The sequence below is a fragment of the Actinoplanes sp. NPDC023936 genome (genome assembly GCF_040639325.1).
Taxonomy (GTDB): Bacteria; Actinomycetota; Actinomycetes; order Mycobacteriales; family Micromonosporaceae; genus Actinoplanes.
Map to the genome: position 1 here is coordinate 55895 of NZ_JBEZZR010000025.1, position 24081 is coordinate 79975.

General features: G+C 71.3%; 27 protein-coding genes. 17 read left to right on the top strand and 10 right to left on the bottom strand.

Features of this window, described 5'->3' with window-relative positions; all coding sequences use genetic code 11:
- Window positions 1–70 precede the first annotated feature (70 nt).
- The 12 genes from AB0F72_RS27680 (at window position 71) to AB0F72_RS27735 (ending at window position 12153) form a co-directional block, all read left to right on the top strand.
- Window positions 71–625 carry an RNA polymerase sigma factor gene (locus AB0F72_RS27680; RefSeq protein WP_360436639.1) on the top strand — a complete coding sequence of 185 codons (555 nt, stop codon included), beginning with the start codon at window positions 71–73 and terminating at the stop codon, window positions 623–625.
- Complete coding sequence (locus AB0F72_RS27685; protein WP_360436641.1) at window positions 622–1389, top strand: hypothetical protein; 768 nt, start codon at window positions 622–624, stop codon at window positions 1387–1389. The genes AB0F72_RS27680 and AB0F72_RS27685 overlap by 4 nt, the downstream gene beginning before the upstream one ends.
- Before the next feature lie 110 nt (window positions 1390–1499).
- Window positions 1500–2030: a PadR family transcriptional regulator gene (locus AB0F72_RS27690; RefSeq protein WP_360436643.1), complete on the top strand. Its 531-nt coding sequence runs from the start codon at window positions 1500–1502 to the stop codon at window positions 2028–2030.
- Window positions 2027–2722, top strand: coding sequence for an ABC transporter ATP-binding protein (locus AB0F72_RS27695; RefSeq protein WP_360436645.1), 696 nt, complete (start codon window positions 2027–2029; stop codon window positions 2720–2722). The genes AB0F72_RS27690 and AB0F72_RS27695 overlap by 4 nt, the downstream gene beginning before the upstream one ends.
- Window positions 2719–5022 (top strand): ABC transporter permease, encoded by a 2304-nt coding sequence (locus AB0F72_RS27700; protein WP_360436647.1) that lies wholly within the window; start codon window positions 2719–2721, stop codon window positions 5020–5022. The genes AB0F72_RS27695 and AB0F72_RS27700 overlap by 4 nt, the downstream gene beginning before the upstream one ends.
- Window positions 5023–5310: 288 nt before the next feature.
- Entirely contained in the window at window positions 5311–5850 is a 540-nt protein-coding gene (locus AB0F72_RS27705) for an RNA polymerase sigma factor (RefSeq protein WP_360436649.1), read from the top strand.
- Window positions 5847–6749 carry a zf-HC2 domain-containing protein gene (locus AB0F72_RS27710; protein WP_360436651.1) on the top strand — a complete coding sequence of 301 codons (903 nt, stop codon included), beginning with the start codon at window positions 5847–5849 and terminating at the stop codon, window positions 6747–6749. Before AB0F72_RS27705 ends, AB0F72_RS27710 begins: the two co-directional genes overlap by 4 nt.
- 14 nt (window positions 6750–6763) lie before the next feature.
- The gene (locus tag AB0F72_RS27715) at window positions 6764–7546 is read left to right on the top strand and encodes an ABC transporter ATP-binding protein (RefSeq protein ID WP_360436787.1); all 783 of its coding nucleotides are present in this window, start codon (window positions 6764–6766) and stop codon (window positions 7544–7546) included.
- Window positions 7546–8838 carry a hypothetical protein gene (locus AB0F72_RS27720; RefSeq protein ID WP_360436653.1) on the top strand — a complete coding sequence of 431 codons (1293 nt, stop codon included), beginning with the start codon at window positions 7546–7548 and terminating at the stop codon, window positions 8836–8838. Before AB0F72_RS27715 ends, AB0F72_RS27720 begins: the two co-directional genes overlap by 1 nt.
- Window positions 8835–9428, top strand: coding sequence for a hypothetical protein (locus tag AB0F72_RS27725; protein WP_360436655.1), 594 nt, complete (start codon window positions 8835–8837; stop codon window positions 9426–9428). The genes AB0F72_RS27720 and AB0F72_RS27725 overlap by 4 nt, the downstream gene beginning before the upstream one ends.
- Window positions 9429–9711: 283 nt before the next feature.
- The gene (locus AB0F72_RS27730) at window positions 9712–10668 is read left to right on the top strand and encodes a S1 family peptidase (protein WP_360436657.1); all 957 of its coding nucleotides are present in this window, start codon (window positions 9712–9714) and stop codon (window positions 10666–10668) included.
- Between the two features lie 231 nt (window positions 10669–10899).
- A complete protein-coding gene (locus tag AB0F72_RS27735) occupies window positions 10900–12153 on the top strand; it encodes a styrene monooxygenase/indole monooxygenase family protein (protein ID WP_360436659.1) in 1254 nt (417 codons plus the stop codon).
- Between the two features lie 2 nt (window positions 12154–12155).
- Here AB0F72_RS27735 and AB0F72_RS27740 read toward each other — a convergent pair whose 3' ends face one another.
- Complete coding sequence (locus AB0F72_RS27740; protein ID WP_360436660.1) at window positions 12156–12875, bottom strand: helix-turn-helix domain-containing protein; 720 nt, start codon at window positions 12873–12875, stop codon at window positions 12156–12158.
- Between the two features lie 165 nt (window positions 12876–13040).
- Here AB0F72_RS27740 and AB0F72_RS27745 point away from each other — a divergent pair, with 165 nt between their 5' ends.
- Window positions 13041–13583: a hypothetical protein gene (locus AB0F72_RS27745; protein ID WP_360436662.1), complete on the top strand. Its 543-nt coding sequence runs from the start codon at window positions 13041–13043 to the stop codon at window positions 13581–13583.
- A 69-nt stretch (window positions 13584–13652) separates the two neighbouring features.
- On the opposite strand, the gene AB0F72_RS27750 is transcribed toward AB0F72_RS27745, so the two are convergent.
- Both AB0F72_RS27750 and AB0F72_RS27755 read right to left on the bottom strand, forming a co-directional pair.
- Window positions 13653–14522 (bottom strand): sugar phosphate isomerase/epimerase family protein, encoded by an 870-nt coding sequence (locus AB0F72_RS27750; RefSeq protein WP_360436664.1) that lies wholly within the window; start codon window positions 14520–14522, stop codon window positions 13653–13655.
- Window positions 14523–14654: 132 nt separating this feature from the next.
- Window positions 14655–15467, bottom strand: coding sequence for a hypothetical protein (locus AB0F72_RS27755; RefSeq protein ID WP_360436666.1), 813 nt, complete (start codon window positions 15465–15467; stop codon window positions 14655–14657).
- A 128-nt stretch (window positions 15468–15595) separates the two neighbouring features.
- Between AB0F72_RS27755 and AB0F72_RS27760 the strand changes: the two genes are divergently transcribed.
- Window positions 15596–16777: a beta-ketoacyl-[acyl-carrier-protein] synthase family protein gene (locus AB0F72_RS27760; RefSeq protein ID WP_360436668.1), complete on the top strand. Its 1182-nt coding sequence runs from the start codon at window positions 15596–15598 to the stop codon at window positions 16775–16777.
- A 21-nt stretch (window positions 16778–16798) separates the two neighbouring features.
- Here the strand turns inward: AB0F72_RS27760 and AB0F72_RS27765 are convergent, their stop codons facing one another.
- From AB0F72_RS27765 to AB0F72_RS27775, 3 genes are all read right to left on the bottom strand, one after another.
- The gene (locus tag AB0F72_RS27765; protein WP_360436670.1) at window positions 16799–17002 is read right to left on the bottom strand and encodes a hypothetical protein; all 204 of its coding nucleotides are present in this window, start codon (window positions 17000–17002) and stop codon (window positions 16799–16801) included.
- A 63-nt stretch (window positions 17003–17065) separates the two neighbouring features.
- Window positions 17066–17290 carry a hypothetical protein gene (locus AB0F72_RS27770; RefSeq protein WP_360436672.1) on the bottom strand — a complete coding sequence of 75 codons (225 nt, stop codon included), beginning with the start codon at window positions 17288–17290 and terminating at the stop codon, window positions 17066–17068.
- Between the two features lie 30 nt (window positions 17291–17320).
- Window positions 17321–17953, bottom strand: coding sequence for an isochorismatase family protein (locus AB0F72_RS27775; protein ID WP_360436674.1), 633 nt, complete (start codon window positions 17951–17953; stop codon window positions 17321–17323).
- Window positions 17954–18124: 171 nt separating this feature from the next.
- On the opposite strand from AB0F72_RS27775, the gene AB0F72_RS27780 reads away from it, so the two are divergent.
- Window positions 18125–18325, top strand: a complete 201-nt coding sequence (locus tag AB0F72_RS27780; RefSeq protein ID WP_360436675.1) for a hypothetical protein — start codon at window positions 18125–18127, stop codon at window positions 18323–18325.
- A 67-nt stretch (window positions 18326–18392) separates the two neighbouring features.
- On the opposite strand, the gene AB0F72_RS27785 is transcribed toward AB0F72_RS27780, so the two are convergent.
- Genes AB0F72_RS27785 through AB0F72_RS27800 form a run of 4 tightly spaced genes read right to left on the bottom strand, consistent with a single transcriptional unit; the run spans window position 18393 to window position 21854 of the window.
- On the bottom strand, window positions 18393–19625 hold the full coding sequence (locus AB0F72_RS27785) for an ABC transporter permease (protein ID WP_360436677.1): 1233 nt from the start codon (window positions 19623–19625) through the stop codon (window positions 18393–18395).
- Window positions 19622–20278, bottom strand: coding sequence for an ABC transporter ATP-binding protein (locus AB0F72_RS27790; RefSeq protein WP_360436679.1), 657 nt, complete (start codon window positions 20276–20278; stop codon window positions 19622–19624). The genes AB0F72_RS27785 and AB0F72_RS27790 overlap by 4 nt, the downstream gene beginning before the upstream one ends.
- Window positions 20275–21306, bottom strand: coding sequence for a peptidoglycan-binding domain-containing protein (locus AB0F72_RS27795; RefSeq protein WP_360436681.1), 1032 nt, complete (start codon window positions 21304–21306; stop codon window positions 20275–20277). The genes AB0F72_RS27790 and AB0F72_RS27795 overlap by 4 nt, the downstream gene beginning before the upstream one ends.
- A complete protein-coding gene (locus tag AB0F72_RS27800) occupies window positions 21303–21854 on the bottom strand; it encodes a hypothetical protein (RefSeq protein WP_360436683.1) in 552 nt (183 codons plus the stop codon). The genes AB0F72_RS27795 and AB0F72_RS27800 overlap by 4 nt, the downstream gene beginning before the upstream one ends.
- 107 nt (window positions 21855–21961) lie before the next feature.
- Between AB0F72_RS27800 and AB0F72_RS27805 the strand changes: the two genes are divergently transcribed.
- Both AB0F72_RS27805 and AB0F72_RS27810 read left to right on the top strand, forming a co-directional pair.
- Window positions 21962–22618 (top strand): response regulator transcription factor, encoded by a 657-nt coding sequence (locus AB0F72_RS27805; protein ID WP_360436685.1) that lies wholly within the window; start codon window positions 21962–21964, stop codon window positions 22616–22618.
- Window positions 22615–23844: a HAMP domain-containing sensor histidine kinase gene (locus AB0F72_RS27810; RefSeq protein ID WP_360436687.1), complete on the top strand. Its 1230-nt coding sequence runs from the start codon at window positions 22615–22617 to the stop codon at window positions 23842–23844. Before AB0F72_RS27805 ends, AB0F72_RS27810 begins: the two co-directional genes overlap by 4 nt.
- Window positions 23845–24081: the final 237 nt, after the last annotated feature.

A 24081-nucleotide genomic window follows, 5' to 3' on the forward strand; every position in this document is an offset into this window, starting at 1 on the left:
CGGCATGGAGGTGTGGCACCTTCCACCGACCCGGACAGGTAGAGGACATGAACCACCAAGGAACACACCGATGAGCGGCTCGCGTGGGGCGGAGGCCGAGGAACGCTTCCGCGCTCTGCACGAGAGCACCTTCGCCGACCTGCTGCGCTTCGTCGAGCGGCGGGTGCCGGTCGACGAGGCCGAGGACATCGTCTCGACGGTCTATCTGACCGCGTGGCGGCGTTTCGGTGAGCTGCCCGAGGACGCGCGGCCCTGGCTTTTCGCTGTCGCCCGCAAGACCATGGCGAATCAGACCCGCGGGTGGCTGCGGCGCCGGGCGCTGGACGTACGGCTGAGCACGACCGAGGAACAGCATGTGGCCGACGGCTCCAGCAGCGCGGCTGCTCGCGTCGACCTGCAACGAGCGTGGCGCACGCTCAGCGCCACCGACCGGGAGGCCCTCGCTCTGGTCGCCTTCGACGGCCTGACCGCCGAGCAGGCCGCCACCGTGCTGAACATTCGTCGTTCGTCGTTCGCCATGCGGCTCACCCGCGCTCGCCAGCGGCTGCAGAAGGCCCTCGAACCGGCCGCACCCGTCGCCCCTGTTCTCTCCTCCCGTCCGCACACCTTCCAGGAGCAGTCGTGAACGACAGCATGAAGGACCTGCACCAGCTCGCCGTTCTGGACCCGGCCCGCGGCCGGGAGCCCAGCCAGCTCCAGTGGACTCGTTCCCGGGCGTTCGTGGAGCGCACGATGGCCGGCGAGGTCACCGGGCGGCCGGCCCACGCCGCTCGGCGCCGCTGGATCGCCGCCGGCGCGGTGGCCATGGCGGTCGGCGCGGTGGCCGCGGTGACCGTGCCGGCGCTCGTGCCCGGCGCCGCCGAAAAGGCTGTCGCGTCCTGGACGGCGACGCCTACCGCCCGTACCGGTGCGCAGGTCCTGCCGCAGGCGAAGCAATGTGCCGAGAGTGGCGCCGGTGGCAGCTCCACCGCGTTCACCCCGTCCGACGTGCTGCTCGCCGAGCAGCGAGGGGAGGCGACCATGCTGATCATGCGCAAGGACGACGGCGCCGCGATCGAATGCCTCATCGTCGGCGGAGAGCAGTTCGCCTCGATGACGCTGGGCGCGGCCGATTCCCCGGCGCCGGCCGCCACCGCCGTGAACCTGGTGACGAGGAGCTCGCAGGGTGACGGCGACAGCGAGTACTCGAACGCCGTCGGCCTCGCCGGTCCCGGCGTGACCGGCGTGGAGGTGCGCCTCGACAACGGGAAGACCTTCCAGGCGAGCGTGGCCTCCGGATGGTGGGGCGCCTGGTGGCCGGGACCCGCGGGCGGCGAGGCCGACGGATTCGCGATCACCGTGCACACCACCGACCGGACCGTCACCTACCGGGCCGCAGAACTGAGCTGACCTGCCGGTCACCCGCTGCCCGAGGCGCGTGTGCGCCCCGGGCAGCGACCGGACCGGGCACGAACTGCGAGTAGACACTCAATGTATAAACTATGCGTATACTCGTGATCATGTCTGTTGGCTTCGCCCTCCTGGGCTTGCTGGAACGCGGTCCCCGGCACGGGTACGACCTGAAACGCTCCTACGACGACCAGTTCGGCCACGGTCGCGCGCTGCACTACGGGCAGGTGTACTCGACCCTGGCCCGCCTGCTCAAGAACGGTCTCGTGGAGGTCCAGTCGGAACCGGGTGACGGCCCCGAGCGCAAGCGCTACGCCATCACCGACGCCGGCATCACCGATGTCGAGCGCTGGCTGAACCAGCCGGAGAAACCGGACGTCTACCTCCAGAGCACCCTGTTCACCAAGGTGGTGCTGGCCCTGCTCACCGGTCGCAACGCGGCCGACCTGCTGGACACCCAGCGCAGCGAACACCTCAAGCAGATGCGGGAGCTGACCACCCGCAAACTCCACGGCGATCTCGCCGACCAGTTGATCTGCGATCACGCCCTGTTCCACCTGGAAGCCGATCTGCGCTGGCTGGAGCTGACCGCGGCCCGGCTGGACCAACTCAGCGAGCGCGTGAGGAGCGACGCCGGATGATCGAGCCAAGTCCGGACACACCACTGCTGACCGCCGAGAACGTCACGAAACGCTTCGGCGCCACGCCCGCCTTGGACGGGGCCTCACTGCGGGTGCACGCGGGAGAGGTGCTGGCCCTGATGGGGCCCTCCGGCTCCGGCAAGTCCACCCTGCTGCACTGCCTGGCCGGCATCGTCACCCCGGACTCCGGCCGGGTGACCTACACCGGCACCGATCTCGCGACCATGTCCGACGCCCGGCGCAGCGCGCTGCGCCGTACCGACTTCGGCTTCGTCTTCCAGTTCGGTCAGCTGGTGCCGGAACTGACCTGCCTGGAGAACGTGGTCCTGCCGCTCCGGCTCGGCGGTGTCCGCCCGCGTGAGGCCAACCGGCGGGCCGCGACCCTGCTGGAACGCCTCGAGGTGGCCGAGGTGGCGAGCAAGCGGCCCGGTGAGGCCTCCGGCGGTCAGGCGCAGCGGGTGGCCGTCGCCCGCGCCCTGATCACCCGTCCGCGGGTCATCTTCGCCGACGAGCCCACCGGCGCGCTGGACTCCCTCAACGGCGAACGCGTCATGCAGCTGTTCATCACCGCTGCCCGGGAGAGCGGCGCCGCTGTCGTGCTGGTCACCCACGACGTCCGGGTCGCGTCCTACTCCGACCGCGAGGCAGTGGTCCGCGACGGCCGGGTCCGTGCGCCGGAGTACATCGCGTGACCCCGCCGGACACCATGCCACGCGGGCCCGCGCTCTGGATACGAGACCTGCTGCTCGGCGTCCGGCTGAGCGTCGCGGCGGGCCGGACCGGCTGGACCCGCCTGACGATGATCTCCGTCGGGATCGGGCTGGGGGTGGCGATGCTGCTCGCCGCCGCGGCACTGCCCAGCATCGGTGCGGCCCGCTCCGAGCGCGCTGTGGCGCAACAGCCGGGCCCCGAGGTCGCCGCTCCCGGCCCCGACACACTTCTGATCGCCGACGCCCGAACCGAGTTCCGGGACCGGACCATCGCCGGGCACCTGGTGCGGCCCGAGGGAGAGCGGGCCCCCGTGCCGCCCGGCGTGGGACGCCTTCCGGCGTCCGGAGAGATGGTCGTGTCGCCGGCCCTGGCGGAGCTGCTCGAGTCCCCCGAGGGCGAACTGCTCCGTGACCGATGGAACGCCCGTGTGGTCGGCACCATCGGGCCGGCCGGACTCACCGGCCCTCGCGATCACGTGTTCTACCTCGGCGACGACCAGCTCGCCGCCGGGGACGACGGGTACGCCCAGCGGGTCCGGTCCTTCGGCGACGACGAACGGGAGGCCGACTCGCTGGCGCCCCTGCTGGTGATCCTCGCCGTGGTCGGCCTCGTCGTCCTGCTGGTACCGGTCATGGTGTTCGTCACCACCGCGGTGCGCTTCGGCGGCGAAGCACGTGACCGGCAGCTGGCGGCCATCCGGCTGGTCGGCGCCGACACCGGCATGACCCGGCGCATCGCCGCCGGGGAGACGCTGACCGGCGCCGTGCTCGGGCTGCTGCTGGGCGGACTGGTCTTCGCCGTCGGAGGCCGGCTGGTGCTCGATCTCGTACCGCCGGAGTTCAGCTTCTTCGCCTCCGACCTGCGCCCGGTACCGGCCCTGGTGGCCGCGCTGATCGTGCTGGTTCCCGCGGCTGCCGTGCTGGTCACGCTCTCCGCCCTGCGCCGGGTCGTGATCGAGCCGCTCGGCGTGGTCCGGCACACCGCGGAACGCCGGCGCCGGCTGTGGTGGCGGCTCATTCCCACCGCGCTCGGCGCCGCCCTGCTGTCACTGCTGTTCGGCGGCGAGGGCGAGCCCGACACGATGACGCAGGTCCTCGTCGCCGCCGGTGTGACCCTGCTGCTGATCGGCGTCGTGCTTCTGCTGCCGTGGGTGGTCCAGGCGACAGTGCGCCGGCTCGGTGGCAGCCAGGTGTCGTGGCAGCTCGCCATCCGCCGGCTGCAACTGGACAGCGGCACCGCGGTACGCGCGGTCTCCGGCATCGCCGTCTCGGTCGCGGGCGTCATCGCGATGCAGGGGCTGGTCGCCGCGTTCGAGGCGGAGTTCACCAGTGGCGAGGCGCCCGGCGACCGGTTCCAGGCGACCGTCTACACCTCCGGCCCCGCCGATGGTGACGAGCGGCCGTGGGTGCCGCTCCTGACGGCCGTTCCCGGGGTCACCGGTGTCAGCGGTGTCACGACGCTGGAGACCAGGGCCACGCCCGGCACTGCCGACGAGATCACCGTACGGGTGGCGGACTGTGCCGCCCTCCAGCAGTACGCGAAACTCGACGCCTGCGCCGACGGGGACAGCTTCTACATCGGCGAGCGCCTGCCGGAGGGGGCGGCTCCCGGCGCGACCTTGAGCCTGCCCGGGGAGACCAGCCCGGCGACCCGCTGGACGGTGCCCGGCGATGTCCGCACCGCCGCGCCGGCATCCGACACCTATGGCCGGAGCGTCTTCCTGTCCACCCCGGCGGCGTTCGGTACCGCCGTACCCGCGCCCGACACCCTGCTGGTGGCGTTGGACCGCGCCGACCCGGACGCGATCGAACGGCTGCGCAACGCGAGTTCCCGGGCTGACCCGTTCGCCGCCGTCCAGGAACTGTCGGCACGCCAGATCAGTGGCACCCTGGCCCAGGTCCAGCAGGGCCTGCTCGTCGGCGCCACCGCCCTGCTGCTCATCATCGGGGCGAGCATGCTGGTCAACGTTTTGGAACAGCTGCGCGAACGGCGGCGCCTGCTGGCCGTGCTCGTGGCGTTCGGAGTCCGGCGTACGACGCTGTCGGGTTCGGTGCTGTACCAGGTCGCGATTCCGGTGGTGCTCGGCCTGCTGCTGGCCATGGCCACCGGCACCGGACTGTCGGCCCTGCTCGCGGCCGCCACCGACATCCCGGTCCGCTTCGACTGGGCCGCCATCAGCGGCGTGTCCGGTGCGGCCGCCGCCACGGTGCTCGCCGTCGCCGTCGCCAGCCTGCCCCTGCTGTGGAGACTGACCAAACCCGAGGGTTTGCGCAGCGAGTGAGCGCCCGGCATCGGGCCGGCGGCCATCCGATCTCCCCATCGGTGGCGCCGGCCCGCAGGTCCGCGGCGAACCAGGCGAACAACGGGAACACCCGATGCGGCGCTCGTCACTCGCCGACGCCGGCGACCTGCTTTTCGGGTTCACAGCAACAGCCGAAACCGGTCGGTTCGACCATATATCGGCTCCGGATGCCGCCTGGTCGCTCACTGTCCGCCCGGGTCCGGTGAACCCGCGGGGATCGCCCCGAACCGGCTTCCGGCGAGCCCCGTCAGAGAGATCGTGAAAGACATGCTCGGACTCGACGACGCGGCCCTGTTACGCCGTGCCGCACGAGGCGACGAAGCCGCGTTCGGCGTGCTGTACGACCGGCTCGCGCCGATGGTGCTGATCCGGCTCCGCCGCCGATGCGCCGACGCCGAGATGGTCGCCGACGTGCTACAGGACACCTTCACCGCGGCCTGGCAGGCGGCTCGCCAGTGGGACGGACGCGGTGAGGTCGCCGGCTGGATCTGGACGATCGCGGCCCGGCGGCTGGTCGACGCCTACCGGCACCGGACGGTGCGGACGTCGGCGACCACCCGCCACGCGGCCATGACCACGGAACAGGCCACCCCGTCGGCCGAGGCCGTGGTACTCGACGAGCTCCTCAGCGGCGGTCTGGAGGCCGCGCTCGACCGGCTCTCACCCGAGCTGCGCGCGGTGCTCCAGGCCACGGTGCTCGACGGGCTCAGCACCAGGGAGACCGCCGTTCTGCTCGGCGTACCCGAAGGAACGGTCAAAGCGCGGGCCTTCCGAGCCCGCACGACGCTGAGGCAGGCACTCGCATGAACGCAGCACACCCCACCGGAGCCGAATCCGCGCGCTGGCACGCGTCACCGGCACTGCTCACGGCGTACGCCGAAGGCCGCGCCCCGGAAGCCGACGCCTGGTCGGTGGAGGCACACCTGGTCGCCTGCGCGGCCTGCCGGGCCGAGCTGGCCGCCGTGATGGCTCCCCCGGACCTGCGGCTGCTCCACGACGTCCGCGACGCCGTGCTGTCCCGGCCACCGCAGCCGTTGCCCGCACCGGCACGCCAGCGGGTGCGCTGGCTGCGGTGGGCCACCCAGCCCGGGGCGCTTCTGACGGTCGTGCTGGCCGTCGCCGCCACCACCCTGCTCGACCTGCTGGCGGGCAACACCGGCGAGTCGGCGGGCAGCCTCCTGTGGCTGCTGGCGCCGGCGATACCGGTCGCCGGAGTCGCGCTGGCCGCCGTCGGCGAGGACGACCCGTGCTGGGAGGCGGTGCTCGCCGCCCCCTCGGCGATGCTGCGACTGACCCTGTGGCGCACGCTTGTCGTGCTGGCGGTCGCCATCCCCCTCACCGTGGTGGCCGGACTCGTGCGGGGTGCCGCCGGCGGCGATGCCGGATGGACCGTGGCCTGGTTGCTGCCCTGTGCGGCGCTGACCACCGCCACCCTCGCCGTGGGCTCCGTGCTCGGCGTCGAGCGCGCCGCCCGTGCCGCGGTGGTGCTGTGGTGCGCCGGCACCCTCGGGCTGCCGCTCCTGCGCAGCGGCGGCGATCTGCTCGCCGCTGCCCGGCTGACCGCGCAACCCCTCGCCGAGAGCATCGCCTTCAACACCACCGCGCAACCGCTGTGGGCGGCGGCCACCGGCCTCGCCGCTCTAGCCCTCTACCTCAACCGCGAGCGCTTCCAGCTCGTCACCGCGAACAATTGGAGCAACCGATGACCTCGCTCAACATGCTGCCCCCGGTGCATGTCAGCGGACTCGGCGTCCGATACGGCCGGCGCCACAAAGCACGTACCGCCCTCGACGGTCTGGATCTGAGCCTGGACACCGGCGTCCACGGCCTGCTCGGGCCCAACGGGGCCGGCAAGACCACGCTGATGCGGGTGCTGTCCACAGTGCTCCCCGCCACTTCCGGGGCAGTGATGCTGCTCGGCCGCGATGTCCGCCAGGAGCGCGACCGCCGGGAGATCCGCCGCCGGCTGGGTTACCTCCCGCAGGCCTTCGGTTCCTATCCCCGTTTCACGGTACGGGAGTTCGTCTCCTACTTCGCCTGGCTCAAGGAGATGCCGGCGTCGCGTTCGGCGGCGGCCGTCGAGCAGGCGATCGCCCGCGTCGGGCTCGCCGATCGCGCCGACACCCGGATGAAGGAACTCTCCGGCGGCATGCTGCGCCGGGCCGGGCTGGCCCAGGCCCTGGTCAACGAACCCGAGCTGCTCCTGCTCGACGAGCCGACGGCGGGACTGGACCCGGAGCAGCGGGTGACCTTCCGCCAGCTGGTTCGCGAGATCGGCCTGGACACCACTGTGCTGATCAGCACCCACATCGTCGAGGACGTCGCGTCGGTCTGCGACCAGATCGTGCTGATGGGCGACGGCCGCATCGTGCTGCGCGGGACGCCGGCCGATCTGGAGAGGCTGGGCGCGACCGTGGCCTCACCGGAACCAGGGACGTCGGCGCTGGAACGCGGTTACACCGCGGCACTGCGCGGCGCCGGCGCGATCGCCGAGGTGCGCTGATGAGTGCGCGGATCATGACGCTGGAATTCCGGCGGGGCACCGGTGCGCTGCTGGCCGCGGTCGTCGCCGTGGGAGGCATCCTGCTGTCCCTGATCACCTGGGCGAATCCGGACTCGACGGGACCCTGGTCGGCTTCCGGACCCGGAATCCTGTCCGGACTCATGACCGCCGGCATCCTGCTGGGGCCGCTGGTCGCCGCGGCCGGCGCCTGGGTGGGCAGCCGGGAACGGCGGTTGCGGGTCGACGAGCTGCTGACCGTCGTGTCCCGGCCCCGCTGGCAGCGTGATCTCACTGCCGTCGCCGCCCTGGTCGTCGCGGTCACGGCCGGCCTGATCCCGGTGCTGGCCGTGATCGCCGCTCCGGTCTTCCCGGCGCTGTCCTACGGTGGTGGCCGCTGGCCCCTTCTCGGGCTGCTGGCCCTGCTCGAGTTCCTCACCTGCCTGTCGATCGGATTCGCGGCGGGCCGCCTGCTGCCCTACCGCTGGACCGCGCCGATCGTCGCCCTGGTCGTCTACGTGGCCGCCGTCGTGCCCGTCTACACCAAGAGCAGCATCGGGCAGCTCGTGCCGATGACCCTGCCCGGCGGAGACGGCCAGCGGCTGCGCCTCACCGTCGGTGTGCAGGCCGCCGTGTGGTTCCTCGCCTGCATCGTGGCGCTCCTGACCCTGGCAGGCGCGCGGCGCCGGGCGTGGGCACTGCTGCCCGCCGTGCTGGCCGTGGCAATGGCGGTCCCGCTGTCCACCCTCCCGTACCGGTTCAACGGCAACAGCTACACCGCGGCGTGGACCGAGCCGGATCCGGTGGCGCTGACCCTGGTGTGCACCGACGACGCGCCGAAGGTGTGCGTCCAGCGGGTCCACGAGGCGCTGCTGCCGGCCGTCACGCAGGTGGTCAGGCCGGTTCTCGCCGAGCTACCCGCCGGAAGCTTCGTCGCCGAGGAATTCATCGTGGACCCCGACGCCGGCCGGCCGCCCTACGTGCCCGGCCGGGCCACGATTCCCTTCCTGGAAGGCCGGACGGCCTCCTTCAGCGCCGACCTCCGCGATCGGGAATGGCTGCGCACCCAGATGGTCGAATACCTCTTCACGGCCTGGTGCACCGCGCAGACGCCGTCGATGGAGCGGGCCTGGAACATCGGCACCACCATCGTGCCGGGCACCGGCCCGGCCACGGATCCGATCGCCACGCGCCTTGCCGCCGACACGCAGGCCCGGCGGGCCTGGATCGCCGCCTACCTGGACGCGGCACGCGACTGCGACCGTCCCGCCTTCGACGAGCTGGTCCGGCAATGAGCGTCGGTCTGCGCCGCCACCTCGAGGCACGTGGCGCGGCGGCGACCCTCCTCGCGGTCTCGGTGGCAGCCCTCGCCATGGCGTACTCCGCCGGGTGGTTCAAGGACGGCGACTTCGCACCCGGCTGGTGGTGGCCCATCGTCACGGCCGGTCCGCTGCTGGCCGTGACGTTCGTGGCCCGCACGCTGGCCGGCGCCGACGTGGCGCTGGAACGGTCGACGGCACGACAGCGGCCGGCGCTCCGGGCGGCGCATGTCGTGGCGGGCCTGCTCGTCGCGGTGGTTCCGCCCGCACTGGCGGGCCTGGCGGCGCTCGGCACCGACGCCACCGTGGTCGTGGTGCGGAACTCGATCGGCCTGCTGGGGCTGGTGCTGCTGGCGTCCGGTGTGATGCGCGCCGGAACGAGCTGGATGCCGGCTCTCGGATACACCGTCTTCGTCCTGGCTTCCCCGCCCCGTCAGGAGCACGGCGCCGCGCTGTGGTGGGGGTGGCCGATGCAACCCGGTGACATCGCCGTCCCGTGGACGATCGCCGTGGTGCTGCTGGTCGCGGGCGCGGCGGCCTACCTACGGCGCGGGCCCGCGCTCTGACCTCGGGCCGGTCAGCCCTTTCCCAGCCCTGGCCACGACGTCATCGCCGCCGACAGCCGTGTCACGGCCCGGCGCACCAGAGTGGACATAGCCGGATAACGATTGGCGTGTTTATTGCCAGTGATGTCTTCCTACGCTCACCCGGCCGGCCTCGGAGGTCGGGATCCCCATGCGTGGAGGTTGATTCATGGTGTTGTCGTCGAGGTCCACACGAGTCGGTGGTGCGCTGATCGCTACGGCAGCGGTTGTCGCGTTCGGTGTCGAAGCCGCTCATGCCGCACCGGTGGTGAGTCCCGAGACGGCGGTAGCGATCGGCGAGCGTCTCGGTGAGCGGTCCGCGGGCGTCTACCAGAACGAATCCGGCGCCATGGTGGTGACCGTCGACAGCGAGGCCTCGGCCCGGCAGGTCCGCGCCTGGGGTGCGGCGCCGAAGGTCGTGGCGCACACCGCCGACGAGTTGGCCGAGGTGAAGAACGCGGTGCGAGCCGCGGCGGTGTCCGGCATGTTGTGGGCTGTCGACGTGCCGAACAACCAGGTCCTGGTCAGCTTGGACAGCACGGTGACCCCAGCCGCCGAGGCCCGGCTGCGGGAGCGGATCAAGGCCTACGGAGATGCCGTGCGAGTGGAACGGTCGAGCAATGAGTTGCGCCTGGCGGCGGCAGGTGGCGACGCCATCTTCACCGTCCGCAACAGCCGCTGTTCGCTGGGGTTCAACGTGCGGCTGTCGGACGGGCAGGCGGCGTTCCTGACCGCGGGTCACTGCACTGGGTCCGGGAAGGCACTCTGGGGGGACGCCAATGGCACCCTTCTCGGCGTACGCCTCAACTCGGTATACGGTCCGGACGACTGGGCGGTGGTCCAGTACGCCAACAACAACGTCGCCCGGCCCGGGTCGGTCAACATGAAGGACGGAACCCTCCGCGACATCGCGAACGCCGGCGACGCCTGGGTCGGCCAAGTGGTCACCCGGGTGGGATCCACCACCGGCAAGCGACAGGGCACGGTGGCGGTCGTGGATGCTGAGATGAAGGTGGGCGGAGTCCTCGTCGACAACCTTGTCGTCACCAACGCCTGCGCGGAACCAGGAGACAGCGGAGGACCGCTGTTCGCCGGCAACACGGCCCTCGGACTGCTGTCCGGCCTGAAGGGTACGTGCTCCGATCCGATCGGACCCGGCCGGTACACGGTCTACCAACCGGTCAAGGAGGCCCTCGCCAAGACCGGCACCACCATCTACTGAACACGGCTCATCGAGCTCGACACGGTCCATCGGCGTTCCGGCGCCGGTGGACCGTTTCGTTGTGGAGCACAGGCTCATCCGGCCGCGTCGGCCGGGTAAGGCCCCGGCTGCGGGTGGACACCGCCGGACAACGCGTCGTCTGGTGGAGGTCATGGCTGCTTTCTAGATTTCTCTCGCCGTCCCCGTACGTCCTGCGGGGACCGAATGGACGCGAGCACAGGAGGCAGCACCTTGCGCAAGATTCTCGTCGTGGGCGCCGGCCAGGCCGGCCTTCAACTCGCCCTGAGCCTGCGGGCCGAGGGCTACCAGGTCACAGTGATGTCGGCGCGCACCTCCGATGAGATCCGCGACGGCTGGGTCACCTCGACCCAGGCGATGTTCGACATGTCGCTCGGGACGGAGCGGGCGTACGGCCTGAATCACTGGGAGGACGAGACACCGGCGCTCCACGGCCTGCGCGTCGCGCTCTCCGCCCCGCCCGGCCGGCTCGCCCTCGCCGTCACCGCGCCGCTGGACAGACCGGCCCGATCGACCGACCAGCGGATCAAGATGGCCCGCTGGTTGCAGGACGCGGAGGAACGAGGCGTCCGGGTCGTCCACCAGGCGGTCACACCCGAGGATCTGGACACGATCACCCGGCTGGGCCACTACGACCTGACCGTGGTCGCGGCCGGCAGAGGTGACCTGGTCTCGCTCTTCGAGCGGGACCGGAGCCGCTCGCCGTACACCGAGGCGCAGCGCGGACTGGCCGTCGCGTACGTGCACGGGCTCGAGCCGGATCCGCAGTGGCCGGTCCCGCACATCGGCTTCCACGCCGTACCCGGCCTCGGTGAATTGTTCGTGATCCCCGGCCTGACCCACACCGGCCCGTGCGACATGCTGTTCTGGGAGGCGGTCCCGGGTGGCCCGCTGGATCGCTGGGCCGGGCACCCCGGCCGGATGTCGCCGGACCAGCACCTCGCACTCACCCTGGAGCTGATCCGCGAGTACGTGCCCTGGGTGCACGAGCGCGCCGGTGACGTGCGGCTCACCGACGCCAGGGCCACCCTGCACGGGCGGTACACCCCGACCGTCCGGCGTCCGGTCGCACACCTGCCCGGCGGAGGCAAGGTTCTCGGGCTCGCCGACGTGGTCGTCACCAACGACCCGATCACCGGTCAGGGCAGCAACACCGCCGCCAAGGCCGCGCACCACTACCTGCGGGCCATCCTGAACCGCGGCGACCAGCCGTTCGACGAGCACTGGATGACCGACACCTTCGAAGGATTCTGGGCCGCGCACGGCCACGCCGTCACCGGCTGGACCAACGCCATGCTCCAGCCGCTGCCACCGCACGTGCAGCAGCTGCTCGGCGCCGCCTCGAGCAACGAGCGGATCGCCCGCCGGTTCGCGGCCGGCTTCAACGACCCCAACGACTTCCTCCACTGGTTCGTCGATGAGGAAAAGGCCGCCGGTTACCTCGCGGAGGTCGGTGCCGCCGGCTAGAGCTAGATCTCCTTCGGTACGGCACAGCGCCCGGCCACCGCGGCCGGGCCGGCCGGAGCCGCCCACGGGATCGGCGGCAACGGGCGCGCCACGACGGCACGGGCGTCCTGCTCCGGCATCCCGAACATGCGCAGCGCATTGACGGCGAGACCGTCGGCGGCCCTCTCGATGTCGAACTCACGCCCATCGGTGAGCCCGAGGTGCAGGACACCGAGCAGCATGCCGGCGACACAGGCGATGTCCAGCTCGGCCTCGCCGACGGCGAGACGTCCGGCCTGCTCGGCGGCCCGCAGGTGACGCAGCAGCACCAGGACCGGTCCGGACGCCGGGGTCAGGTAACGCACACCAGCCCGGTCGATCACGCGCGCGGTCTCCGGCCGCCACCGAAGGAGACGAGCCGTCACCCGGACGACGACCGCGACGGCCTCGGCCGGATCGGCCATCTCGGCGGTGACCTTCTCCAGCATCGCCGCATGCTCCTCGGCCACCTGGTCCAGTGCCGCCGCGAACAGTTGCTGTTTCGATGAGAAGTGGTTGTAGAAGGTACCGAACCCCACGTCGGCCGCGTCGGTGATCTCCTGAACGCTGACCTCCTCCGCGTCGCGGACCACGAGCAGAGTTCGAGCCGCTCCGATCAGCGCCGCCCGGGTCCGGGCCCTCCGCTGGTCGAGGCGAGTGCCGGAGCCACGCCCGGTCATCCGCGGTGGACGGTCATACAGCACGAGGATCTCCCATCTTCCGGCGCCACTATGTGCGGACACGGATGTCCGGGGCCAGATCAGCAGCAGTTCACTGCCGTCCGGACACGGCTGAACAGCGGCAGAACAGCTGGTGGGAGGGCTTCGACACTACCTTCTGTATCACCCCGGCCGGACTTGGAGGACACCGTGGACGCCGCCCGCACGACCGACTTCCATGAGCAGATGTTGCAGGACTACCGGGTCGAGCCGGACCCGGACGGACTCGTCCGGATACCGGGCGGTCTGCTCGGTGCCCTGCTACGCCGGTGGACCCGCCTCGTGCCACGCTCGGAAGCCGCGCTGCTTCACCGGCTGAACCCGATCCGTGCCATGCGCGTCGCCGTGATCTCGCGAGACGCGGCCCGTGAGTGCACCCGCAGGTTCGGCGGCGACGGTTTCTACGACGGCTATCCCGACGCCTTCCGGCACACGTACTGGAACGCCCGCCTGACCCAGCGGTTCGGCGAGGCCTGGACCGAGCAGTTCACCACCGCACACGAGCGAGTGCCGGCCGCCGACCCGGTGACCGTGGCGATGGATCTGCACAACAACAAAGTGGGCCGCCAGATCGGCGCCACACATCGCACCGCCGCCCGTAGCGCCCTGGCATCCGCCGTGGAGGCCGCCGTGCGAGGTGGTCAAACCGTCCACATCGCGGCGGACGGCCGGCTGCGGCGTACCGGGACATGACGACGGAGTGCCCGGCCAGGCACGTCCCCTGGCCGGGCCGGGCGGCTCACCGCCGGCCCGGATCCCGTCTCAAGCAGCCGGCACGACGGTACGAGGCGCCGAGGTGACGTGCCGGGCCGAGTCGAAGGTGCGGCGGCACAGGCTCCGCAGCGAAACGTCCTTCAGCTCGGTGGAGAGCACTTCGACACCCCAGGGCCCGGCATAGCCCATGTCGCTCACCACCTGGGCGTACCCGGCCACGTCGTAGGAGCCGGCGCCGGGGAAGCGCCGGCGCGTGACCGCCTCCAGCAGCAGACCGATCGGGTTCATCGGATCGGGTTCCACGCCGTCGCTGAGCTCCACGTGAGCGATGTACCGCAGCGGCACCCGGCGCAGGTCGTCGGGGGAGACGCCGAGGTGCGTCAGGTCCCAGGTGTCCAGTGCCAGGCCGGCGTTGGGCGTGCCGGCAGCCGCGACGATGCCCACCGCCTCGTCGAGCGTGACGGGTTTGACACCGAACGGCATGGGCTCGTAGGCGAGCACGGCATCGTGGCGCTGGGCTGCCTCGGCGCACAGGGCCGCGTAGCTGTCGGCGAGATGTGCGGCCGAGTAGGGGCGGCCGTACCTGTTGCCGACCTTGATGTGGTGGGCTCCCAGCACGGCGGCGGCCTCGAACAAGAGCTCCTTGCGCTGCTGAGCGGCAGCGTTGCCGGGGATGAACCAGTCGGTGAGGAACTCCAGTTCGAGGAACCGCAGGCCGTGATCGTCGAAGATCTGCTTGATCTCGGTCAGGCTCCGGGTCTCGAGCAGATGCTCGAGGTCACCGTGCTGTATCCCGAGGCCGCTCAGTCCGGCCCGCGAAGCCTCGGCGCAGCGGTCGGCCCACTCGAAGGTGCTCCACTCCCGGTGTCCCAGCCGCACCGGTCCAGCCAGTGTTCCGTAGGTGCCGATGACGTCCATGCTCTCCCCCAATGGTCGAAGACGGCTGATGTTCGCCGCCCGGCTCATGAGGCGAGACTGTCTCTGCGAGGCTGCCATCTGCCAGCTCAAGGGATGTCCATCAGCGTCCGGCCCGGGACAGGGCGTCAGCGGTCACACCACCGCGGCCGGCCGGTCCGGCATCCGGGGACGGCGCCGTAGCTCGGCGCCGATCCACCGGCACAACCCGTCGACAGCGGCGAAGGCCAGTCCCACCGTCACTGCGGTCACCGTGTAGAGCATGTCGGAGTCCGCCGGACTGACCGCCGGATCTCCGGCGAGGGCGGTGACGGGCCGGCCGGCGTCCAGGGTCGCCAGCGTCATCACGAAGGACAGGGCCGGGTAGCCCACCAGGGTCCACAGCATCGGGGCGACGGCCGCTCGCAGCCCGAGTCTCGGGCGGCTGAGAATCGTGACCGCGCCGACGGCGAGCAACGCTCCCGCGAGCAGCGCCACGAAGTGATCGACCACGGCGAGCAGGACGAACGACGACGCGGCGAGCCCCGCGACGACCGGCACCCGCCGGATCCTTGCGGGCGCCACGGCGGCCACCCCTGCGAAGCCGGCGACGAGAAGCAGTCCGACGGCGGCCGTCCGCGTTGCCGCCGGTGCCCAGCCGGTGTCACCGGGCCCTTCCAGCGCCGCGACCGCCGCCGCGCATGTCATGCACACCGTCGCCGCCGCCGTCATCGGCCACCGGCGCGACGCCGACGGCCGCCGGCCCATCACGACGACGACCAGCAGACCGGCGACCGCCACGACGGCGCCCCAGCGCACATCGCGCAACCAGTAGGCGTCGGCATCGGCCATGCCCGTGCCGATATCGGCGCGGCAGCAGACCGCCTCCAACCGCACGGTGTACGCCCAGACAACCGCGGCCGCCACGACGAAGGCGACTGCCGCGGCAGCCCGTGTCGCAGGTCTCATGCCGGGAAGATAAGCCACGCCGGCAAAGCCCGACGAGCTGAGCGCCCGCTGGACAGTGCTGGACTGGTTTTTGACCCTTCGGAGAGCGCAGGGTCGAAACGAGGAGAGGGTTCACGAGGAGGGGACACATGCGCGAGTCTCGGAGTGGCCGGCGGGTTGCGGTGACCGGCGTCGGCGTGCTGGCGTCGTGCGGTGTTGGCGCCGCGGCGTTCTGGCGAGGACTGAGCGAACCGGCGCGGCAGGCCACCGAGCGCCGCGTCGAAGGATTCGATCCGGCCGTGATCGGCCTGTCCCGGGTGGAGCTCCGGCGACTCGACCGCTTCGCCCAGCTCGCCCTGGTCGCCGCCGACGAGGCCATCACCGACGCCGGGCTCGGCGACGCCGACCGGGAGGGCACCGGCGTCCTGATCGGCTCCGGGATCGGCGGCGCCTACTCCTGGGAGGAGCAGGTGCGCACGTTGGACGCCAGGGGCGCGCGGCGCGTCTCGCCGCTGACCATCCCGATGGTCATGCCCAACGCGGCCGCTGGGGCCGTCTCACAACGGTGGGGATTCACCGGGCCGTGCGAAACCGTCTCCACCGCCTGCGCCACCGGCACCCAGTCGATTGCCGGCGCGGCGCGCTGGGTCGCGTCCGGCCGGGCCGACGTCGCGCTCGCCGGCGGCACGGAGTCCTGCCTGACCGGGGTCAACCTGGCCGGCTTCGGGAACATGCGGGCGTTGTCCCCGACCGGATCCAGCCGCCCCTTCGACGCCGAGCGTGACGGCTTCTGCGCGGCTGAGGGCGCCGGCGTTCTGGTCCTGGAGGAGATGTCCCGCGCCCGTGCCCGTGGTGCACGTATCTATGCCGAGATCACCGGGACCGGGTCCACCGCCGACGCCTACCACCTCACCGCACCGGCGCCCGGTGGCCGCGGCGCTGCCGCGGCCATGCGCGAGGCTCTCACCGACGCAGGAGTGGAACCGGCGCAGGTGACACACGTCAACGCGCACGGAACCGGCACGCCTCTCAACGACGCGGCCGAGGCCGAGGCCATCGTCGCGGTCTTCGGACCGGACGGACCCGCTGTCACCTCGATCAAGGGCGTGACCGGCCACTCGCTCGGGGCCGCCGGTGCCATCGAGGCAGCCGCTGTCGCGTTGACCTACCTGCACCGGACTCTGCCGCCGACGATGGGCACGACCGCCGTCGACCCCTCCTTCAAGATCGACCTGGTGACCGAGCCCCGGACCTGGGAACCGGCACCCGTGCTGTCGAACTCGTTCGCCTTCGGCGGGCACAATGCCACGCTGCTCTTCGTTCCCGCCTGAGCGGCGGAATCCCCGATCCGTTCATCGGCGGACCGGCAACCCGTGCCGGCGCTCGCCGAGAACGGCTTCGGTGACTCGCCGCTCCATCGCTGCCGAGAACGGCTCCGCGTCGCCGTCCGCGGGCATCGACACCGCGGACCTGCCGCCGTCCGCGGGCGCCGCCGTGGCGCCGGACCGAGGAGCCACCGGGCCCTCGCCCGCCAGTGAACCGTCATCTTCGCTCATGCCGGCCAGCTTCCCGCCACTTCAGGAGAACAGCAAAGTTCTTTGCTGTTTCCGCAAAATCGGTCAGGGTCGACGGCCGACCAGGCGCGCACGCACCTTCTGCAACGGCGGCAGCAGAACGTAGACCACGATCGGCACCGTGGCGGTGGCCAGGAAGAATGTCCGCAGCAGCATGGGCGCATCGCGCAGGAAGCTGCCGAACAGCAGCTGGAGCGCGGCGAGAGTCGGAAAGACCGCCAGCCAGATCATGACGGCCAGGTGATGCCGCGGCGGCGGCTTGGTATGCACGGTTTCCCCTTTCCCGGATCGGTACGGCGGTCAGCGGGCGGCGGCCTGCTGCAGAGCGGCGAGGTGGGTGTGCACGCCCATGCTCATGGTGGGGACGTGCTCACGCATGAGCCGCTGGAAGTGGGGCGCGGCAGGGCTGCGGTGGTCCACGGTGAACTCGCCGGCGAGGGAGTACCAGGTGATCGGCACGGCCCCGGCCTGGGTCATCCGCTCGATGGCGGTGCGGTGCGTCTCGGGGGTGACGCTGGCCGACGCGTCGACGACGACGTGGACGTCGTAGCCCGCGCGCAGGCCACCGAGGACGGTCTGCAGGACGCACCCCTCGGTGGAGACGCCCGCGATGGCCAGCTTGCGCCGGCCGGTCGCGCGGACCGCCTCGGCGAAGCCCTCGTCGAGGAAGCTGTTGAAGTTGCCGGGCCGTTCGATCACCGGGTGGTCACCGAGGACCTCGCGCAGCTGGGGGTAGAGCGGTCCGGACGGCTTGCTGGGCAGGCCGTTCGTGACGACCAGGCCGCTGTCGTACCAGAGGGCGGTCTTGGCCAGACCGACGACGTTGTTGATGTGGGTGGCGAGATCGTGCGAGCGCAGGACGTTGCCGAAGCCGACGGCGTGGTCGACGAGCACGACGGTGGTGTTCTGCGGGGTGAGGGGCTCGAGGTTCATGACACGTCCTCCTAATGAACGGTTGGTCATTAAGGACTGTAGCGCTTAATGACCACTCGTACACTGAGATGGTCCTCACTGCCGTCCGCACGCCTCTATGCCCAGGGGTAGAGAGAGATCTCCGCCTGCGGCCAGATCCGCGAGAACCCGCCGGCCACCAGAATTCAAGGCATGTCGAAGAACGAAACCCGTCGCGAGTGGATCGTCTACCTGCTGGTTCCGCTGGCCATTCATGTCCTGCTCAGCGCATTGGCGCGGACCGAGCAGTTCGAAGACGGACCGCTGGAGCACTTCTACGTTCGAGTCGGCATCGCCGTCGTGGTCACGGCGGTCGTCGCCGCCATCGCCTCGGTACGCCGCTCCGCGTCCTGACCGCCAGGCCGAGGCGTCCTGACCCTCCGGCCCGAGGTGACGCCGCCACGTCACCTCGGGCGGTCCGTCACTGCGACAACGCCTGGCTCGGGGGTACGCGGGCCGCGCGTCCCGCCGGGTACAGACCTGCCGTCACACCGACCAGCATCGTGGCGGCGACGCCACCGGCCAGCGCCCACACCGGCAGGACCAGTGGCCAGGAGCGATATCCGGCATAGCCGGCGGTGACCAGCGCCCCGGCCAGCACGCCCGCGCCGCCGCCCAGGACCGACAGCAGCAGCGACTCGCACAGGAACTGCGACCGGATCTGTCCGCGGGTCGCGCCCAGCGCCCGGCGCAACCCGATCTCGGCCCGCCGTTCCAGCACAGAGATCACCATGGTGTTGGCCACGCCGATCCCGCCCACGATCAACGCCACCACGCCGAGTCCCAGCAACTGCCCGTTGAGCGCCGTGTCGGTGGCTCGCGCGGCGGCGAGCGCCTCCGACGGACGGGAGACCCGCACCTCGTGGGGCGTCTCGGGGTTGACTGTCGCAGCGAGGACGCTCCTCACCTGTTCCACCGACTCCTCCGCGCAGCGGGTGTAGAGCATGGTCGGTGACCCGTCGAAGGAGAGCAGCCGCTCGGCGGCCGACCAGCCCACCAGCGCCGCGGAGTCGAGCTCGGCGGCCAACGGCACCGGTGCCAGCAGCCCCACCACACTGAACCACTGCTCGCCCAGCCAGACCCGCTGGCCCGGCGCGTCGACGCCGAGGCGTCGTGCCGCGGTGGCGCCGAGGACGACGACCGGCCCGTCGGCGCTGTCGGCGAGCCAGCGCCCCTCGGTCAGCCGGGCGCCGACCGTGCCGAGCAGATCCGGCTGCGCCGCGAGCACCGCGATGCTGCCGTTCTCGCCGGCCGGGATGTGCTCGTTGCGGTAGACCTTCGCCTGCACCGAGCCCGTCGCGGTCACCGATCGGAGTGGCCCGATACGCCGTACCATCGCGATCGACCCCGCGGGGAGCTTCGCGTCCTCGCCGGCCAGGGTCTGTCCCGGCGCGGCGGTCAGGAGGTTCGTGCCGAGTGCGTCGAGGGCCCGGTCCAGATCAGCGCGGCTGGACGCCGAGATCCCCACCACGGCGAGCATGGCGGCGATCCCGATCGCGATACCCAGAGCCGACAACGCGATGCGCAGCGGCCGCGTCCGCAGACCCCCTGCCCCGACCCGCAGCACATCGATCGGGGAGAGGCGCGCGGGAGCCAGCCGTACGGGAGACGGCCGGACCGGCTCGGTTCGGGCCGCATCCTGTGACACGGTCATGACTCGGCCAGCCTGCCGTCGCGCATGTGCAGGCAGCGTGGGAGACCCGCGGCGATCTCCCGATCATGCGTGATGATCACTACGGTGCTGCCCGCGGCGTGCAGGCCGTGCAGGATCTCCATCACCGCGGCCCCGGCCACCGAGTCGAGGTTGCCGGTCGGTTCGTCGGCGAGCAGCACCGCCGGTTCACCCACGATCGCCCGGGCGATGGCCACGCGCTGCCGTTCGCCACCGGACATCTCGTGTGGGCGGTGCCGCAGCCGGTGGTGCAGCCCGACACGCTGCAGGGCGTGTTCGGCGCGCTCCCGCCGATCCCGGCGGCGCAGCCCGCGGTAGAGGAGCCCGTCGGCGACGTTGTCGAGCGCCGACATGCCGGGCGCCAGATGGAACTGCTGAAAAACGAAGCCGATGGTACGGCTACGCAGTGCCGCCAACGACCGGTCGGGCAGAGCGCCCACGTCGTGACCGAGGATGTGCACGGCGCCGGTGGACGGCCGGTCGAGCGCGCCGAGCAGGTGCAACATCGTCGACTTGCCCGATCCCGACGGGCCGACGATGCCGACCAGCTCGCCCGCGTCCACCCGCATGGTCACCGACGTGAGAGCGGCGACACCGCCGGGATAGACCTTGCCGACCTCGCTCATCCGGATCATGCCGGCATCCCCACCACGGTGCCGTCGGCCAGGCCTTCGCCACGGACCTCGGCATGCCCGCCGGCGAACATGCCGACGGTCACCCGTACGTATCGCGAGGTGCCGCCCTCCAGCACCTGCACGCCGTACCCGCCTTCGGCGAGGGCGAGCAGCGCGGCCACCGGAACCGTCAGAACGTTCTCGCGTCGCTCGCCGACATAGGTCACCTCCACCGGCGCCTCGCGCAGCCCGCCGGCGGCCCGCGCGTCACGCAGCTTGATGGTGACCGGCACCGTCGGCTCTTCGTCCTCCTCGGCGCTCACTTTGCCGCCGACGTGGGTGACGACCCCCTCCACCTTCTTGCCCCCGGGCAACTCGACGGACACCTCCGCGCGTGGCCGGGCCCAGTCCGCCGCGCCGACCTCGGCATCGACGGTGACGACCGAATGCGCGCCGGTGTAGGTCAGCACCACGCCGGTCGCCGCGTCGCCGACGCGTACCTTGTGCTCGGCGATCCGGACGGCCCCGTTGGCCACGATCACCCAGCTCGAGTCGATCCTCCCGGTCCGGGGCAGACCGAGCTCCTTCTGCCACCGTCGCACCGCCGCGGCGGTCGCGGTGGTGTACTCGTCGTCGACGGTGAACCCGTCCCATCCCAGCGCCCGCAGGTTGCGCTCGGCCTGTCGCACGTCCGGGCCTTTCATGCCCGGCCGCAGCGTCCGATAGATCGGCAGGACCCCGTCGAGGAGCACCACCCGGCGGTTGTCGGCACGCAGGACGGTACGGCCACGTCCGACGACGCTTCCCTCTTTCGGCAGCCAGGTCACGATGCCCGGCGCGGACGACCTCATCGGTACCGGATCGCCGTAGCCGAGTTCGCCGTCGATGGTCACCGACTGAGCCAGCGTCTGCCGCCGCACCATGGTGCTGGCCGCGGCGCCGTCGCTCGCCGGCGCGGCGGGCGGATCCTCGCCGAGGACCACCGCGGTGGCACCCGCCGCACCGGCGGCCAGCACCGCGGCCGCTACGACAAGGCTTCGAAGCCTCACCCCGTGACCTCGACATTCACGGCCACCCCGGCGCCGAGTTGCTGACATTTATCGGTCACCTTGGACAGGTCGCGGATCTCGTCGGCCTTGTCCGGAGTGATCGCGAAACGGCCGGTGTCCGGATCCGGGTCCGGGAAGTCCGGCACGCCGTTCTCCCGGGCGCACTTGGCGTACTCCCGCATCCGGGACAGGTCCTCGGCCGAGATCGTCGTCGGCTCGCCGCCGTCCGGCATGAACTCGCGGCACTTCTGCAGCGCGGCGTCCGTCTTGTTCATCGCCGCCTCGTCGCCGGCCTTGATCCCCGGCATCGCCACCATTCCGTCCGCACCGGGATCGGGCATGTCGACCCCTTCGGCCCGCATGCACTGTGCGAACTTGCGGCCGAGTTCGCCGCCGTCCGCTGCCGTGCCGGCGTCGCTGCTCGGCGCGACCGCGCCCCCGGCCGAGGCGACCTGCGGTTCGGCCGGGGAGTCCCCACAACCGCTGAGCGCGGCCGCCAGAATCAGCATCGGTACGGCGGTGATCAGCATTCGGTGTCCGTGTGTCATCACGGCTCCTCTCGTGTCGCCGATCACGACACCAGAGCGGCCATTAGACGGTCGTTAGCGTTGGCGCTAACAGCTTTCTAACGGCCCGGCCGGGCACGATAGGCGCCATGCGCATATTGGTGGCCGAGGACGAGGCCGTCCTGGCCGACGCGATCGCGGAAGGCTTGAGGTTGCAGTCCTTCGCGGTCGACGTCGCCTATGACGGCGATGCCGCCTTGCAACGTCTCGCCGTGCACGACTACGACGTCCTGGTGCTCGACCGGGATCTGCCCGCGGTGCATGGCGACGACGTCTGCCGGCACGTGGTCGACTCCGGCGGGCCGGTCCGCGTACTCATGCTCACCGCCTCCGGTGAACTCACCGACCGGGTCGCCGGGCTGTCGCTGGGCGCCGACGACTACCTGCCGAAACCGTTCGCCTTCGTGGAGCTGATCGCCCGGATCCGGGCGCTGGGCCGGCGTTCACGCCCGGCGGCGCCGCCGGTGCTGGAACGCGCCGGCCTGCGCCTCGACACGGCCCGCCGCGAGGTGCGGCGCGACGGGAACCACGTCGCTCTGTCCCGTAAGGAGTTCGCGGTCCTCGAGGAACTCCTGCGCGCGGACGGCGCCGTCGTGAGCAGCGAGCAACTCCTGGAGAAGGCGTGGGACGAGCACACCGACCCGTTCACCGGTGTGGTCCGGGTGACGATCCTGACGTTGCGCCGCAAGCTCGGGCCGCCTCAGGTGATCACCACCGTGACCGGGGTGGGTTACCAGATCCCATGACACGCCGACTGACCGTCCGGGCCCGGCTCACCGCCCTCTACGGCGGCCTCTTCCTGCTGGTCGGCACAGCGCTGCTGGGCATCACGTACCTGCTGCTGGCCCAGGCGCTCAACAACCACACGTTCGGCCGCGAGGCAGTTCTGGCCGTACCCGGCAAGGCGGTCCCCACCCCGCAGGTCGCCTGGAAGCAGGACAGCTCGTCGGCATCGCTCGCCGTTCAGGACACGGAGACCCGGCTCCGCATCGCCGAGGACCTGCGGGCCCAGTTCCGCCGGCAGACCCTGCTGTCGCTGCTGCAGCAGGGCAGCGTCGCCTTGGCGGGTGTCACCGTCGCGGGCGTCTGGCTGGGATGGGTGGTGGCGGGCCGCACCCTGCGCCCACTGCAGAAGATCACCGCGACGGCGCGCCGGGTCGCGGACCGCAACCTGCACGAACGCATCGCCCTTTCCGGCCCCAACGACGAGCTACGGGTCCTGGCCGACACCTTCGACGACATGCTCGCCCGTCTCGACGCCGCGTTCGGCTCACAGCGCCGGTTCGTCGCCAACGCCTCCCACGAGCTACGGACCCCGCTGACGATCAACCGAACCCTGATCGAGGTGGCCCTGAGCCGTCCGGACGCCCCGGCCGAGCTACGCCGGCTCGGCGAGACCCTGCTGACGGTCAACACCCGCCACGAGAAGCTGATCGAAGGACTGCTCGAGCTCGCCAACTCGGAGCAGCGGCTCAGCACCCGTGAACCAGTCGACCTGACGGCCGTGGTGACACGCCTCGTGTCCACGGCCCGGGCCGACGCCTCGACAGCGGGCATCACCCTGCGTCTGTCGGCGGAACCGGCACGGACCTCGGGTGACCCGGTGCTGCTGGAGCGCCTGCTGCAGAACCTGTTGCGCAACGCCATCGCCTACAACCGGCCGGACGGCGAGGTGACCGTCACGTGTTCCGGCCATCGCGTCACGATCAGCAATACCGGACCGGTGATCACCGCCGATGAGATTCCCGGCCTGTTCGAGCCGTTCCGCCGGCTGACCGACCGCGTCGGCTCGGCGCACGGGAACGGCCTGGGCCTGTCCATCGTCCGCTCGATCGTGGTCGCCCACGACGGCACCATCACCGCCGAGCCGCGGCCGGCGGGTGGTCTCATCGTCACCGTCGACCTGCCGGCTTCCGAACACCGGATGACCGGCGACCGGCGTGGTGCCGCGCCGGCGGCAGCGTCAGGGTGAAGCCCCGCGCGACCGGCCCGGAGCGTCGCGGGTTCTCTCGGCGTGGACACCGCTGGACAGCTCGCGGTCTGGTGACCGGGCGATGACCGGGCGAAGCTTTCCTCGACCCACGGAGAGGACAGTGATGGGCGCGCTGCGCAGGGCAATTTCCACCATCAAACACTTCGGGTACGAGTCGTGGTCGTTGGCCCAGGCGTTGCTCTTCTTGCTCATCTGCCACCTCACGCCGTCACGGAC